The following is a 15,154-nucleotide window of genomic DNA, read 5'->3' on the forward strand; positions in this document are numbered from 1 at the left end:
GCCATTAGTCTCGGACACGGGCGATCCCCAGCAGGTCATACACGTTTCGCATCAGATCCAACTCTTGGTAAGGCTTGCCCAGGTAACGCTGCACGCCGATCTCGAAGGCGCGCTGGCGATGCTTCTCGCCACTGCGCGAGGTGATCATCACGATCGGCACCGCCTTGAAGCGCGGGTCGGCCCGCATCGCGGTGGCCAGCTCGTAGCCGTCCATGCGCGGCATTTCGATATCCAGCAGCATCAGGTCGGGCACGCGCTCTTCGAGCAGTTCCAGCGCCTCGACACCGTCGCGTGCGGTCGTGACGTCCAGGTTGTGGCGTTCCAGCACACGGCTGGTGACCTTGCGCATGGTCAGCGAATCGTCGACTACCATCACCAAAGGCACCTGGCGCTGTGCTTCGGCCTGTGTTTCCAGCGACGGCCGCGCCGGCTGGGCCAGGAAACGACGCACCAGCGGGGCGACGTCCAGGATCACCACCACGCGGCCATCGCCGGTGATGGTGGCGCCGTAGATGCCCGGCACCGAGGCGATCTGCAGGCCCACCGGCTTGACCACGACTTCGCGATTGCCCAGCACCTGATCGATAGCCACTGCGGCACGCAGGTCGCCCGCCCGCACCAACAGCAACGGCACCTGCGCCTGGCCATCGGCACGCGCGGCGGCCTGGCCGACCAACGAGCCGAGGTCGTGCAGCACGTACTCTTCGCCGGCGTAGTGATACCCGCCCTCGCCCGACTCGTAACGGGTGCGCGAGATGCGGCCGATACCGCTGACCGAGCCCACCGGCACCGCGAACGTCGTTTCGCCGATGCGCACGAACACCGCCTGGGTGACCGCAAGCGTTTGCGGCAGACGCAAGGTGAAGGTGGCGCCCTGCCCGCGTACCGAGTGGATATCCACCGAGCCGCCGAGCTGACGCACTTCGTTGCGCACCACGTCCATGCCCACGCCACGGCCGGCCAACTGGCTGACCTGCTCGGAGGTGCTGAAGCCGGAAGCGAAAATCAGGTTATCGAGTTCGGCCTCGCTCAGCTCCTGGCCCGGTTCGATCAGGCCGCGCTCCTCGCCGCGGCGACGGATCGCCTCGCGGTCCAGCCCGGCGCCGTCGTCGGCCACTTCCAGCACGATTTCCGAGCCTTCGCGGCGCAGACGGATCGCAATGCTGCCTTCTTCCGGCTTGCCTGCGTCGCGGCGTTGCTCGGGCGTTTCCAGCCCGTGCGCCACCGAGTTGCGCAGCATGTGTTCCAGCGGCGCGACCATGCGATCGAGCACGTTGCGATCCAGTTCGCCCTGGGTGCCTTCCAGCACCAGGTGCACCTGCTTGCCGGTGTCGCTGGCTGCCTGACGCACCACACGACGCAAACGCGGCACCAGACCGTCGAACGGCACCATGCGCGCGCGCATCAGGCCATCCTGCAGCTCCGAACTGACGCGCGACTGCTGTTGCAGCAAGCCGTCGTACTGACGCGACAGATCTTCCAGCACACCCTGCAAGCCGCCCAAGTCGGCTGCCGATTCGTTCAGCGCACGGCTGAGCTGCTGCAAGGTGGAGAAGCGGTCCAGTTCCAGCGGATCGAAGGTGCGATCGCCCTGGTCCTGTTCGCGCTGATAACGCGCCACGATCTGCGCTTCGGTTTCCAGATCCAGACGTCGCAACTGGTCGCGCAGACGGGCGTTGGTGCGATCCAGTTCGCCCATGGCGCCGCGGAACGCGCCCAGCTGCTGCTCCAGGCGCGAGCGGTAGATCGCCACTTCGCCGGCGTGGTTGACCAGGCGGTCGAGCAGGTCGGCGCGCACGCGCACCTGCTCCTGCTGCACGCGCGGCAGGAAGTCTTCTTCGGCCTGGCCTTCCACCGGAACCGGGGCGGACAGCGGCGCCGGTTCCACCGACGCCTTGGCGATCGCGCGGACATCTGCGTCGCTAGGCGGTGCGGCATTGCGGCCACGGGTACGGGTTTCGAAGGCTTCCACCAGATCGGTCGGCATCGTCACCGCACGGTGCATGCCGGTGCGGGTCAGCAACTGATGCAGGCGGTCGAAGCCACGCTCGAACAGACGCACGTCGTCGCGATCGATGTCGGTGCGGTTGGCCGCCACGGCTTCGAGCAGCGATTCGATTGCATGCCCCAGATCGCCGATGGCGTTGATGCCGGCCATGCGCGCACCGCCCTTGAGCGTGTGCAGATCGCGCTGCAGTCCATTGAGGACATCGCGGTCTCCCGGCACTTCGCGCATGCGGGCGATCAGGCCGTCGCAATGGTCCAGCAGGTCGCGCCCTTCTTCGACGAAGATGTCGACTAGTTCGCCGTCGAGTTGATCGAAGTTCAGCGGGCCGGCATCGAATGCCGCGCCGATATCGTTGCTGGCCGCACCGGCACGCGTCGCATCTTCGACCGGGGCGCTGAACGCAGCGGTGGTGGTGTCTTCCGGCTCGTCGGCGCTGCGGTCGGTTGCGTGCTGATCTGCGGAGTCGTCGGCATGCTGATCGGCACCGGCGTGGTCGCTGGCTTGCGTTGGTTCCGCGTGCGCGGCGTGTCCTGCGCTTTCGAACTGTTCTGCGCGCGCGGCATGATCGGCGTGATCGGCCACGGCAAACGCATCGCCTGCGGCCTGCTCATCGGCCTGCGCCGCGTCGTCGGAGGTGACAGCCTGCGTGTCGTGCAGCTCCGGCGCGGTATCCGATTGCGGATCGCCGGCCTCTTCCACCTGATCGGCCGGATGCGCCATTTCGAATGCCTGCACCGATTCGACGGTGTGATCGGGCAGGACGTCGGCATCGGCCTGTGCGGCGTCAACTCGGTCGGCGTCTGCATGCTCGGCGTCGGAATGCGCCGCTTCGGTCTGCTCGGCAGCCACATGCTCGGCGTCGGAATGCTGCGCTTCGGTATGCGTGGCTTCGGCGTCCAGGTGTTCGGCCGCGTGCTCTGCGTCGCTGGCATGTTCGTCGGGACGCGCGTACGTTTGCAGCTGTTCACCGGCGTCGACGTACTGGTCAGACGGCACCTGCTCGTGGACGTGCGGCTGCGCATCGGCAGGCGCGTCGTCGCCCGAATCCATCTGCTGATTCGAAGATGGTTGCGCTTCCAGCTCTGCATGCTCGCCCAGCTGCGCGGCTTCTTCCAGCGGTTGCTGTTCGCCCGCATACGGCTCGCCGGCATGCGGCAACGCTGCCTCGCCGTGCTGCGCCGCCTGGTCTACCGACTGCTCGCCCGCGTATTCCTGCGTGTCGGCATGGCCAGACTGATCGGACGACACGCTGTCCAGCGCTGCGGTTTCCGGGGTCCAGTCTTCCGCGGTCGTTGCATTGGCGTCATCAGCCAACGCTGCGTCGGCGTGCACTGCCTCCAGCGCTTCGATGCTCTCGACCGCCTCGTCAGCGCCTGCTGCAACTTGCTCGTCGTGCGCGGGCGCCTGCTGTGCCTGCCCGTCCACTGCCTGCTCGGCATCGGCTGCAGCCAGCGTCTGCGCATCGCCCAAGGCAGCTTCCGCATCGGCCAGCTCATCTACCGCAATGCTGTCGGCGTGCGTGCTGGTGGCGTCGGCGTCGTGCTCGCCGGACACACGCTCAGCAGATGCCTCACTGGGCACCTCTGCCGCGTGCTCGCCGGAAGCGTGATCGTGCGGTGCGGTCTGCGCATGCTGCAGTTCAGTGGCATCCCAGGCCTCGGCTTCAACCAGCGGCTCGTCGGCCGGCAGGTCGTGTGCGTCGATGCCCTGCGATGCGGCCCGGTCTGCCTCTTCGGCTGGCGCAGCATCGTCGTGCAGCGCATCGGCAAGCTCGGAATCACCAACCGGTACCAGCGCGTCGTCGCTCGATGCAGGCACGGACTCGGCAGAGGCGTGGACATCTTCGTGCACGGCGGCATGACCGGCATCGTCGACCGCATGCGGTGCAGGCGCGTCCAGTGCGAGTGCCGACTCATGCTCGGCTTCGGCTTCGGCCAGCTCGTCCACGGCAATCGGCGCATCGTCCGGCTGCGGCTGCGCGTCTTCGGCATCTCGCGCCGATGCGGGGGCGTCAGACGGTAGCGCGCCGGCATCCAGGTACTGCGACAGATCCTGCGCACCGGTCAGTTCGATCGAGGCATCGCTGCCGTCTACCGTGGCGCTCGGGGCGTCGACATCGTCCAGCTCGTCCAGGAACACCTGCGGCGGCCACTGCGCTTCCGGCAAGCTGTCCACCAGCGTGCGCAAGCGCTCGGTCAACGGTGCGAACGACGGAATCAACGGCGCATCGGCACGCAGCGCGGTCACCGTGGTGGCAATCGCAGCAGCGGTGGCGGTGAGTGCTTCGAGCCCTTCCGCCGACGGCGTGACCGAGGCGGCCAGCAAGCGCTTGACGTAGCTTTCGGCCGGCGTCGTCACCAAGGTGATTTCCGGCACGTCGGTCATCGCGAACGCGCCACTCATCGTGTGCACGGCGCGCAGCACGTCTTCGGTCGCCAACTGCGGCTCGGCCTGGCTGGCCTGCAGCCACCCGTTCACCGTGTCCAGATGCGTGGCGACCTCGGCTTCCAGGATCTCGCGCAGCACGCTGTCCACCGAAGCCGGCGTTCCGCCGCTGGCGACGAACACGCCTGCGGCTGCCGCCGGAATCGCCACGGCGTCGGCCACCGGTGCCGCGGCTGCGGGCACGTAATAGACCTCTTCGCCAGCAGCAACGCGCTCGGCAATGCCCTGGATTTCAGGCAGATCGGCGCTGATGCGGCCCTGGTCGCGCAGCGCGGCGTTGAATTGCGGCAACACCTCGTAAGCCAGTTCGACCATCGACACGACCGCCGGGCTGGCCGGCCGCGAATTATCGAGCACGCGGTTAAGCATGCTCTCGATCTTCCAGCTGAACTCGCCGAGCACGCTGGCGCCAACCAGACGCCCACTGCCCTTCAGGGTGTGGAAGACGCGGCGGATCGGGCGCAGGGCTTCCGGGTTGGTGGGCGCGGCGCGCCACACCGGCAACAGCTGCCCCAGGTTGACCAACTCTTCGTCGAATTCTTCCAGGAACACGTCGCGGATATCGTCGTCGATATCGCTGTCGCCGAAGCCGCCGAAAATGCCGGCATCGGCAGCCTCCTGAGCGCGTTCGCTGGACACCGGTTCAGAGCTTGCCTGCGCGGTGTGCGCATCGGCGGCCGGTGCCGGCGCCTGCGGGCGCTCCACGTCGAACTGCGCGGCTGCTGCATCGAGCTGGGCCAGAAACGCAGCGGAGGCGTCGTCCAGCTCGAATTCGCTGACCACTGCCTGTTGCACGCGCGGGGCAACCGGCCCGGATGCCGCTTCGGACGGGACGTCCTGCGGCTCCTGCACCGGCTCGACGAACGGGTCGTCCAATTCCTGCGGCGGACTCGGCGGCGGCGAGAAGGCGTCTTCGATGCTGGTCTGCGCGCGACGCGTTGCGTTCTCGGCGATGAACTCCAACGGCGCTTCGGTCTGATCGGCGTCGCCCGGCAGGTCGATCTGCTCGATCTGCAGCGGCGCGTCCTCGGCAGGCACCGGCTCGGCGGCGTGCTCCTGCTCCAGCGCGCTCAGATCCACCGTGTAGCTGACCTGCGCGACCTCGTTGCCATCCTGCTCGGCAGACACCGGGTCGAACGCAGAGGTGGCGATCGGCGCGGCCTGCTCCGTGGTTTCCAGATGCCAGTCGCCAGGCGCCTGCGCGCCGTCGTCCGAAAGATCCAGCGGCGCCACGGTGAACGGCACATGCGATTGGCCGGACACGGTTTCTTCGGCGGCGACCGGGTCGAAGGAGAACACCGTATCGGTCGCGGCAGCGCCGGTGTCGTGCACCACGCTGGCAGCGAACGGCGTCTCGACGACGGTTTCGTTCGCCCATTCCAGCGACGGCAAAGACGCATCGTTGGCGGCCTGCGGCGTGTCGGCGTGCTGCAACGACGGGGCGGCCACCGGCTGCGGCTCGGCCGCGCTGCCCGGCTGGTCCGTGCCGACCGGCAAATCGGACGGCTGGCCCGACGGCAGCGGCCAGTAACGCAACGTTTCCAGGCTGTTGCGGGTGATATCCAGAATCTCTTCGCGGCCGGGACGGCGCTCGCGCAGGGCTTCCAGGTAGTACTCCAGGCTGGCCATCGCATCGGCCAGGGTATCCAGCTGGCGTCCGCTGGGCACGCGCTGCTTGCCGATCAATTCCAGATCGACGTAGCGACGCACGCCTTCCAGATAATCGGCGGCCTGCGGCAGCTCGAGAATGCGCAACGCACCGCCGACTTCGCCGAGCAGGTGCGGCACCTCGGCCAGACGCGCGTGGTCCCAGTTGGTTTCGATGAAGGCGACGAAATGTTCGCGCGCCGCACCGAAGTTGGCGATCGCCTCTTGCGCCAGCACATCGACCGTGCGGCGTACTTCCGAGGAGTTGGCACTGTTGCTGACTTCGGTACCGTCGCCCGGGTCGGCGCCGAGGCTGGCGACCTGATCGTCCAGCGAGGCATCCACGTACAGCAGCGCGCCGGCAATATCCAGCAGCACGCTTTCGTCCATCTGGGTCTGGCCATCGACCACACGCGCCAACGCATCGCGCTGCTGCACGACGACGCTGCGCGCCACGCCCAGGCCCATCATGCCGAGGGTGTCGGCAACGCTGCCCAGATCGTTGACCTGGGTCTGCAGCTCGGCGATCTCGCCGCCGGTGCGCAGATGCAGGTCCAGCGCGTCTTTCACGCGCAGCAATTCTTCCTTGACCGCGTTGCCGACGGTGTCGAGCAACTCGCGATTGCGTCCGCTCAGACTGCCGCGCGCATGATCCAGCTCGGCCTCGGTGGCAACACCGGCCTGCGGGTCGAACGCGAACAGCACGCTTTCGCTCAGAACCGGCTGGCCACGGGTGGCACGGATTTCATTGAGCAGCGGCAGCAACACGATCGGAATGTCGCGATGCCCGTTCTGCAAGCGCTCCAGGTAATCGGGCAGCAGCACGGTGCCGCGCATCAGCATCGCGCAGGCCTCATCGCGGTCGGCGACCTCCCCTGCCTGCACGGCCTGGGCCAGCAGCTCGAGCTCTTCGGCCACCATCGCCGGCGCATACAACTCGACCATGCGCAGCGTGCCCTGCACCTGGTGCAGGTAGCCGGCGCAGAACCGCATCCGACTGGTGTCGGACGGTTCTTCGGCAAAGTACTCGATCTCGTTGCGCGCCTGGCGCAACGTCTCGTCCAGCTCTGGCTTGACCCAGCCCAGTGCGGCGTGACTCATCGCATCGCGAAGCGCGCTCATTGCAGCCCCCTGACTACGACCGACTCGCCGCCAGCGCGGCAACCGGTCACTTCCTGCATCGACGTAACGCTACTACGCGCCATCTGCTGATCCTTTCCCGTTCCGCGTCGTGGTCACGCCGGCAGCTTGAAGTCGGCGACCGAACGGCGCAGATCGGCAGCGAGCTGAGCCAGGTTGCCGATCGATTCGGCCGTCTGTTCCGCACCCTGCGATGTCTGGCTGGTGATCTGACGGATCACGCCCATGGTCTGTGTGATATCCGTCGCCGCGGCCGACTGCTGGTGCGCAGCGATGGAGATGTTCTTGATCAGGTTGTTCAAGGCGTTGGACACGCGCTCGATTTCGGTCAGCGCGGTGCCGGCGTCTTCGGCCAGGCGCGCACCGGACACCACTTCAGAGGTGGTCTGTTCCATCGAACTGACCGCTTCGTTGGTATCGGCCTGAATGGTTTGCACCAGACCTTCGATGCGTCGGGTCGCACTGGAGGTGCGTTCTGCCAGGCGCTGCACTTCGTCGGCCACCACAGCGAAACCGCGACCGGCTTCGCCGGCCGACGCTGCCTGCACCGCGGCGTTGAGCGCCAGGATGTTGGTCTGCTCGGAAATGTCGTTGATCAGTTCCACGATCGAGCCGATTTCCTGGGAGGATTCGCCCAGTCGCTTGATGCGCTTGGAGGTTTCCTGGATCTGGTCGCGGATCTGGTCCATGCCCTGAATCGTCTCGCGCACCACGCCGGCACCCTCGGCGGCGATGACCACCGAGCGCTGCGCCACTTCGGCCGACTCGGTGGAGTTGCGCGACACCTGTTCGATGCTGGCCGCGATTTCGCTGATGCGCTCGGAGGCAGTGGTGATCTGGTTGGCCTGCTGGCCGGCCGCTTCGGCCAGTTGCATGGCCGTGGCCTGGGTTTCCTGGGTCGACACGGCCACCTTCGCGGAGGTGTCGTTGATGGTGGTCACCAGGTGGCGCAGTTCGTCCACGGCGTAATTGATCGCGTCCGCGATGGCGCCGGTCATGTCCTCGGTCACCGAGGCCTTCACGGTCAGGTCGCCCTCACCGAGCGAGCTGATTTCGTCCAGCAATCGCATAATCGCCTGCTGGTTGCGGCTGTTGAATTCCACCTGCGACTGGTAGCGCACGTCCTGCTCGCGGGTCCGCACGCGCACCGAGCTCCACACGAAGCCGATGATCGCCAGCAGCGCGACCAGGCCGGACACCACGCCCAGCCAGAAGTTCGGGAACAGGCGCGTGTCGCGCACCGAACCGAACGCCGAAAACGCATCGAACAGCTTCTTGCTGTCTTCGAGCATCTTGCCGGAGCCAGCCGTCAGCGCGGCGGCCGAGGACTGTGCGGCGAACAGGTTGCGCGAGCTGGCGAGGATGGCGTCGACGTCTTTCTTCATCGTCGTCCACTGCGCCTGCGACTGCTCCAGCGCCGACAACGCGGCCGGGTTGCGCACCGCGGCGATGCCGAGTTCTTCGTTGCCCGTGCGCAGGCCTTCCAGCATCTGCGTGAACACCACCGAGTCGCGTGCCAGTGCGTCGCCCGAGGCGGCCGCATTGGCGCCACCGGCGCGCATTTCCGTGACCCGGCGTGCCATGGTGCCGGCGACCACCACCTGCTGCAGCGTGTTGTAGATCTGCGAGGCAGGCGCGCCGCTGACCGTCATCGCGCGCACCACTTCGTTCAACTGCGCCTGCAGCTGCGGCACGCTGCCGGAGAAGCGTTCGGCGTTGCCGGCCAGACCGAGCACCGCCGGTTCGCTGGCGATGACCTGATCGGCGTTTTTGCTCAGCGGTACCCAGGTCGCCTTGAGTTGCGCCATCGAGCTTGCGATCGAGCTTTCCTGGCCGTAACGGCCATCCAGCTCGCTGACCGTGCTGTCGATACGGCCCTTGGTTTCCTTGAATGCGGCAAACGCCTTGGCGTCGCCGGACACCGCTTCGCGGCCCTGGTTGGCCAGCTGCTGCGAGAGCACCTGCAAGTCGGCCGCGCCGGTGCCGGCACCGGCAAGACGACTGCCCTGCCAGGTCGCGACGCCGGTATTGGCGCCAAACACGATCATCGACAACACCAGCAAGCCAAGCCAGAAGCTGGTGCTGACGCTGCCGAGCTTGTTGGTCTTGCGGGCGTCCGGGGCGGTACTCATGGTTCGACCTCGATCTGTATGACGTGGCGGGGTCGCGGATTAGGCCGCGGCCTGCCGGAATTCAGGAGTGCGCGACAGCAACGCCAGGGAAAACACACCCCAGTCCTGCGTCTCGTTGCGGAAGGCACGGTCGATGAAATGGGCGTAGCGGCCTTGCGCCAGCTCGCCGGGTTCCACCGCCTGGACCTGCTCGAAGCTGCGTTGGCCGTACAGCTCATCGATGGTCAGCGCGACGTCGCCGCCGCTCTGACGCATGATCAGCACTCGTTGGCCTTCCTGCAGCACCGTGCGACGGCCCTCCAGGAACTGCTTCAGATCGATCACCGGGAACAGATTGCCGCGCAGGTTGCCCACGCCCAGCAGCCAGGGCTGTGCGCCCGGCACTGGAGTGACCGGCGGCATCGGCACGATTTCCGCAACTTCGCGGAAGTCCGAGACCAGTCGCCGGGTCCCGACGCGATACCCCACGCCGCGCCAGATATCGGCCGAGAACTGGCGTTCCGGCAGCGGCGTGGCGTGCGCCAGACTACGACGCTCGTAGTCTTCGAGAATGTCGAATGGAGAGCGCATCAACGCACCAATTGTCTGATGCGCGCGATCAGATCGTCTTCGCGCGGCGGCTTGACGATGTAGTCGCTGGCACCTTGTCGCAGACCCCAGGCCCTGTCGGTTTCCATGCCCTTGGTGCTGACCAGCAGCACGGGAATGTCCTTGGTTGCCTGGTCGCGTGCGAGAGCACGGGTTGCCTGGAAGCCGCTCATGCCGGGCAACACCACATCCATCAACACAAGATCAGGCGCCTGGCTGCGAACCAGCTCAAGCCCCTCTTCTGCATTATCGGTGGCGACGACCGTATGGCCTGCTTTTTCCAGCCATTGACTGAAGACTGCCCTGTCGGTGGGCGAGTCCTCGATCAATATAATTCGAGCCATGTTGCCTTTCCCCCTGGTCAGGCGTGGACGTACGTGCGGATCGCGCTCAGTAGTTCTTCACGGGTGAACGGCTTGGTCAGATATTGCTCGGAACCGACGATGCGGCCGCGAGCCTTGTCGAACAGGCCGTCCTTGGACGACAACATGATCACCGGCGTCGATTTGAAGAGCTGGTTGCCCTTGATCAACGCGCACGTCTGGTACCCATCCAGGCGCGGCATCATGATGTCGACGAAAATGATCTGAGGTTGCTGGTCCGCAATTTTGGCCAGTGCCTCGAAACCATCCGTTGCTGTCACTACTTCACAACCTTCCCGCTTCAGCAGCGTTTCGGCGGTGCGGCGAATGGTTTTCGAATCATCGATCACCATCACCTTCAGTCCTGCGAGTTCCCCACCCGCAGCAATGTTTTCACTCATGCAAATATCCCCGGGCGCGCGACGCTTCATCCCTTCCGACGTCGCTACGAAACTGCATGTATATCCCAAGACCCGCATCGACTGTCAAGGGTGCATTGCCGGGGCCCCGCCAGGCGGACGTTCCGACCACGTCTGGGTGCGTCCCGGCCGGCAAGTCGCGCACTACGACCCACCGGGCGCGCCATCGCCCATCGCTTGAAGTTACCATCGGCAGCTTGTTCGAAAGGTTTAGCCCCATGTCGCTCGACGTCGTTGTGGTGATGGATCCCATCGCCTCCATCAAGATCGCCAAAGACACTACGTTTGCCATGTTGCTGGAAGCCCAGCGCCGTGGTCACCGACTGCACTACGTGCGCCCCGGCGGGCTCAGCCTGCGCGAAGGGCGCGCGGTGGCGCAGGTGGCGCCGCTGAGCGTGCGCGAGGACAAGACCGGCTGGTTCACGCTGGGCGAGTTCGCCGAACGGGCGTTCGGGCCCGGCCAGGTGGTGCTGATGCGCAAGGACCCGCCGGTGGATGCGGAGTTCGTCTACGACACCCAGGTGCTGAGCGTGGCGCAGCGCGCCGGCGCGCAGATCGTCAACGACCCGCAGGGCCTGCGCGACTACAACGAGAAGCTGGCCGCACTGCTGTTTCCGCAATGCTGCCCGCCGACCCTGGTCAGCCGCGATGCCGCCGCGCTCAAGGCCTTCGTGCTGGAGCATGGCCAGGCGGTACTCAAGCCGCTGGACGGCATGGGCGGACGCTCGATCTTCCGTAGCGGCAGCGGCGACCCCAACCTCAACGTGATCCTGGAAACGCTGACCGACGGCAACCGCAAGCTGACCCTGGCGCAGCGCTTCATCCCCGACATCACGGCCGGCGACAAGCGCATCCTGCTGGTGGACGGCGAGCCGGTCGATTACTGCCTGGCGCGGATTCCGCAGGGCGACGAATTCCGCGGCAACCTGGCCGCCGGCGGACGCGGCGAAGGCCGACCATTGTCCGAACGCGACCGCTGGATCGCCGCGCAGGTGGGTCCGGAAATGCGCCGGCGCGGCATGCGCTTCGTCGGCCTGGACGTGATCGGCGATTACCTGACCGAGGTCAACGTCACCAGCCCCACCTGCGTGCGCGAGCTGGATGCGCAGTTCGGCCTGAACATCGCCGGGCTGCTGTTCGACGCGATCGAGGCCGGCACCGCGCAATGAGCACGGCCGCGGCCCTGCCGGCACCGATGGACGACGGTCGCCGGCTGATGATGACGCTGGTGATCTCGCTGCTGCTGCATGGCGTGCTGATCCTGGGGGTGGGCTTTGCGGTCAGCGAGGACGCACCGTTGGTGCCGACGCTGGATGTGATCTTCAGCCAGACCAGCACGCCGTTGACGCCCAAGCAGGCCGACTTCCTGGCCCAGGCCAACCAGCAGGGCGGCGGCGATCACGCCACCGCGCAACGCCCCCGGGACAGCCAGCCGGGCGTGGTGCCGCAGGACCGCACCGGGCTGGCGCCACAGGCGCAACGCGCCACCAGCGTGAACGCACCCGAGCCCACCCAGACCCGCGTGGTGACCAGCCGCCGTGGCGAGCAGGCCGTGCCGACGCCGCAGCCGAATCCACAGACCGACCCGCTCACCCCGGCCGAGGCGCAGCGCATCCAGCGCGATGCCGAAATGGCCCGGCTCGCCGCCGAAGTGCATCTGCGCTCGGAGCAGTACGCCAAGCGCCCGAACCGCAAGTTCGTCTCCGCCAGTACCCGCGAATACGCGTACGCGAACTATCTGCGTGCCTGGGTGGACCGCGCCGAGCGCGTGGGCAACCTGAACTACCCGGACGACGCGCGCCGCCGCCGGCTGGGCGGCAAGGTGGTCATCAGCGTGGGCGTGCGCCGCGACGGCAGCGTGGAAAGCAGCCGCGTGCTGGTCTCCAGCGGGGTTCCGTTGCTGGACGATGCCGCGTTGCGCGTGGTGCAACTGGCGCAGCCGTTTCCGCCACTGCCCAGGACCAAGGACGACGTGGACATCCTGCAGGTCACGCGCACCTGGCTGTTCCTGCCCGGCGGCGAGCTGCACGACGATCGCTGAGCCCCCTAGGCGTGTACTGCCCCATGCACTGCGCCACAGCCGAGCGGCGCAGGCCTGAAAGAAGACAGACGCGCAGGATCAGCGGCGCTGCGGCGCGCGCGCCTCGTGCCGTGATGCCAGCGGCCTGAGCGTGGACGCCAGGCGGGTACTCCTGCGCAGCCTGGTCATCCTCTTGTACGCCTGCGCGACACCAACCCGCCATAGCGGCGCGCACATACAGCAAGCCGGCAATGACGACCTGCGATCGGCTGGCGCACAAACCTGGACCGCGCGACGACATGGCCGGTTCGCCATCTGCAGCGTGCAGCAGACGGGGCGGCAGGTCCGCGGTGGCCAGTGTCTCAGGCCACCTGCGCCGCGGCGTGCAACCGGTCGGCCAACGCCATGATCTCGGCTGCATCCTGCACGCGTTCGCGCCAGGCGGCGGGAATGCCCTGGACACCGTAGAACGCGCCAGCAAGCTGGCCGCAGATCGCCGCGGTGGTGTCGGCATCGTCGCCCAGGTTGGCCGCGCGCAACACCGCATCGGCGAATGTTTCGGTGGTGGCGAAGCACCACAGTGCGGCCGACAGCGCGTCGACCACGTAGCCGGTGCCGCGAATCTGCACTGCCGGCACCGCTGCATGGTCGCGCGCGGCCAGGACATGCACCGCCGGGGAGACCATTCCGTCGCAAGACGTGCGCAGCACCTGCTCGCGCGTTGCGCCGAGCAAGGCGGCCCGCACCTGGGCCGCGAACAACCGGCAGGCGTCCAGCGCCTCGGCGGCGGCATGGGTGGTGCGCGAGCTGTCGGCGGCACGATCGCCCAACTCGTCGGGGCGATGCGCGTAGTACATCGCCACCGGCGCCAACCGCATCAGGGATCCATTGCCGGCCGCGCGCGGATCGGCGCTGCCGCTAGAGCACGTCATCCACTTTGAGATGAGGTGCGTTGGTCGTCAGCGGTGCGGAGCGGGTGTTGCGTGGCGCCGGCTTGGCTGGCCGCCAAGGCAAGCCGCGCGGCGCCCGCTCCGTGCCGCTGACGGCCAACCCTCCGGGAAGTGGCCTGTGGCGCGCCGATACTGCGTTGCGCGCTTTGCCCAGGCAGCCAGCCTGGGCCGCAGCGCACGCCTTGTTTCAACGCGCCACAGGCCGCTTCGCACTCATCTCAAAGTGGATGACACGCTCTAGGCGGGGCCGCCATCGAGATAGCGCTCCAGCGCCTGGCGGACGGTGTTGCCGATATCGAAACAGTGGCCGGTGCTGCTGAGGTAGCCGTGCTGATACCAGTTGCAATAGCGATTCATCTGGTCGGCGGGGTCGAAGCCTTGCCGATGCAGCAGGCTGTGCGCCAGGCACAGCGCCATCGAGGTGTCGTCGGTCCACTGCCCTGCACGCAGGGCGAACGGACCACCGCCGTGCATGTCGTCGATCAGCGTGAAGCTGCCGGGCGCCTGGAATTCCAGCGTGGTGCCCAGCGCATCGCCGACCGCCAGACCGAGCAGACAGCCGCGAAACCGCGCGCGTTCGAGATCGCCGTGTGTCATGGCGCGGCGGTGGCCGCCTTCGCTGCGCGGGCGGCCTGTTGCTCGACCAGGGTGAGTGCAACGTTGTCGCGCAGGTACGCCGGTTCCACGCGCTCTGGCGCCAGCCCTTCGCCCCGCTGCAGCGCGGGCACCGCAAGCGTGAGCAGATCGGCGGCATGCGGCAAGGCACGGGCATCGACGCTGCTCAGCTGCGCGGCTAGGCGCTGCTGCAGCAGTCCGTCGGCGGCCGCAAATCCGGTTCCCACCCCAGCCACGCGCTGCACCGTCTCGGGCATGACCACCGCATCGGGCGTGCACACGCGCTCCGGGGCAAGTTCCAGCAACCCATTCTCGTTACGCGCGAATACCCCGGCGTAGACCTCGCCCATGCGTGCATCGATGCAGGCCAGCACCTGGCTCGCCTCGGCAGGCGCACGCAAGGCCAGCACCTGCAGCGTGGAAACGGCCAGCACCGGCAGATCCAGCGCCAGCGCGATGCCCTGCGCAATGCCGATCGCCAGACGCACGCCGGTGAACGCGCCGGGGCCGCGGCCGACCGCAATCGCATCGAGCTGGCGACGGGTGATGCCTGCCTCGGCCAGCAATTGTTCGGCCCACGGTAGCGCCAGTTCGGCGTGGCGGCGCGGCGCCAGTTCGAAGCGCTCGATCACGCGCCCGTCGACCTGCAAGGCGACGGAACAGGCTTCGGTGGATGTCTCGAAGGCGAGGACGTTCATTGGGGGAGCCGGGACCGGGGACCCGGGACTGGGGACCCGGGAGGGCGCAAAGTTTAACTGATCGATCCGAGTGGCCGGCACGGACCTGGGATGACAACCGCTGCACACCCGCCAACCAACCGGCAACGAC

General features: G+C 67.2%; 8 protein-coding genes and 2 pseudogenes. 2 read left to right on the forward strand and 8 right to left on the reverse strand.

Annotated features, from left to right (window positions below; translation table 11 throughout):
- Positions 1–4: 4 nt before the first annotated feature.
- The 5 genes from ACCQ15_RS15430 to pilG all read right to left on the reverse strand — a co-directional run bounded on the left by ACCQ15_RS15430 (position 5) and on the right by pilG (position 10,723).
- Positions 5–7,222 carry a hybrid sensor histidine kinase/response regulator gene (locus ACCQ15_RS15430; RefSeq protein WP_372380750.1) on the reverse strand — a complete coding sequence of 2,406 codons (7,218 nt, stop codon included), beginning with the start codon at positions 7,220–7,222 and terminating at the stop codon, positions 5–7.
- A gap of 113 nt (positions 7,223–7,335) precedes the next feature.
- Positions 7,336–9,372: a methyl-accepting chemotaxis protein gene (locus tag ACCQ15_RS15435; RefSeq protein WP_008575181.1), complete on the reverse strand. Its 2,037-nt coding sequence runs from the start codon at positions 9,370–9,372 to the stop codon at positions 7,336–7,338.
- Between the two features lie 39 nt (positions 9,373–9,411).
- On the reverse strand, positions 9,412–9,942 hold the full coding sequence (locus ACCQ15_RS15440; protein WP_003482487.1) for a chemotaxis protein CheW: 531 nt from the start codon (positions 9,940–9,942) through the stop codon (positions 9,412–9,414).
- Entirely contained in the window at positions 9,942–10,304 is a 363-nt protein-coding gene (locus ACCQ15_RS15445; protein WP_005913708.1) for a response regulator, read from the reverse strand. Before ACCQ15_RS15445 ends, ACCQ15_RS15440 begins: the two co-directional genes overlap by 1 nt.
- 17 nt (positions 10,305–10,321) lie before the next feature.
- Positions 10,322–10,723, reverse strand: a complete 402-nt coding sequence (pilG, locus tag ACCQ15_RS15450) for a twitching motility response regulator PilG (RefSeq protein WP_005913706.1) — start codon at positions 10,721–10,723, stop codon at positions 10,322–10,324.
- 236 nt (positions 10,724–10,959) lie between these two features.
- On the opposite strand from pilG, the gene gshB reads away from it, so the two are divergent.
- Positions 10,960–11,910 (forward strand): glutathione synthase, encoded by a 951-nt coding sequence (gene gshB / locus ACCQ15_RS15455; RefSeq protein WP_008575184.1) that lies wholly within the window; start codon positions 10,960–10,962, stop codon positions 11,908–11,910.
- The gene (locus ACCQ15_RS15460; protein WP_008575185.1) at positions 11,907–12,782 is read left to right on the forward strand and encodes an energy transducer TonB; all 876 of its coding nucleotides are present in this window, start codon (positions 11,907–11,909) and stop codon (positions 12,780–12,782) included. The genes gshB and ACCQ15_RS15460 overlap by 4 nt, the downstream gene beginning before the upstream one ends.
- Before the next feature lie 341 nt (positions 12,783–13,123).
- Here ACCQ15_RS15460 and ACCQ15_RS15465 read toward each other — a convergent pair.
- The 3 genes and pseudogenes from ACCQ15_RS15465 to tsaB all read right to left on the reverse strand — a co-directional run.
- A pseudogene (locus tag ACCQ15_RS15465) lies at positions 13,124–13,681 on the reverse strand (ADP-ribosylglycohydrolase family protein); the annotation flags it as partial.
- 270 nt (positions 13,682–13,951) lie between these two features.
- Positions 13,952–14,308 (reverse strand): annotated as a pseudogene (locus ACCQ15_RS15470) (ADP-ribosylglycohydrolase family protein); the annotation flags it as partial.
- Entirely contained in the window at positions 14,305–15,024 is a 720-nt protein-coding gene (tsaB, locus tag ACCQ15_RS15475; protein WP_372380751.1) for a tRNA (adenosine(37)-N6)-threonylcarbamoyltransferase complex dimerization subunit type 1 TsaB, read from the reverse strand. The pseudogene ACCQ15_RS15470 and the gene tsaB, both read right to left, overlap by 4 nt.
- Positions 15,025–15,154 lie beyond the last annotated feature (130 nt).

The organism is Xanthomonas sp. NCPPB 1754 (assembly GCF_041475725.2).
GTDB classification, from domain to species: domain Bacteria; phylum Pseudomonadota; class Gammaproteobacteria; order Xanthomonadales; family Xanthomonadaceae; genus Xanthomonas; species Xanthomonas euvesicatoria.

What these genes read in the sequence shown, in the direction of transcription:
- ACCQ15_RS15430 (WP_372380750.1), bottom strand. Translation starts at nt 7,222, where the DNA reads ATGAGCGCGCTTCGCGATGCGATGAGTCACGCCGCACTGGGCTGGGTC.
- ACCQ15_RS15435 (WP_008575181.1), bottom strand. Translation starts at nt 9,372, where the DNA reads ATGAGTACCGCCCCGGACGCCCGCAAGACCAACAAGCTCGGCAGCGTC.
- ACCQ15_RS15440 (WP_003482487.1), bottom strand. Translation starts at nt 9,942, where the DNA reads ATGCGCTCTCCATTCGACATTCTCGAAGACTACGAGCGTCGTAGTCTG.
- ACCQ15_RS15445 (WP_005913708.1), bottom strand. Translation starts at nt 10,304, where the DNA reads ATGGCTCGAATTATATTGATCGAGGACTCGCCCACCGACAGGGCAGTC.
- pilG (WP_005913706.1), bottom strand. Translation starts at nt 10,723, where the DNA reads ATGAGTGAAAACATTGCTGCGGGTGGGGAACTCGCAGGACTGAAGGTG.
- gshB (WP_008575184.1), top strand. Translation starts at nt 10,960, where the DNA reads ATGTCGCTCGACGTCGTTGTGGTGATGGATCCCATCGCCTCCATCAAG.
- ACCQ15_RS15460 (WP_008575185.1), top strand. Translation starts at nt 11,907, where the DNA reads ATGAGCACGGCCGCGGCCCTGCCGGCACCGATGGACGACGGTCGCCGG.
- tsaB (WP_372380751.1), bottom strand. Translation starts at nt 15,024, where the DNA reads ATGAACGTCCTCGCCTTCGAGACATCCACCGAAGCCTGTTCCGTCGCC.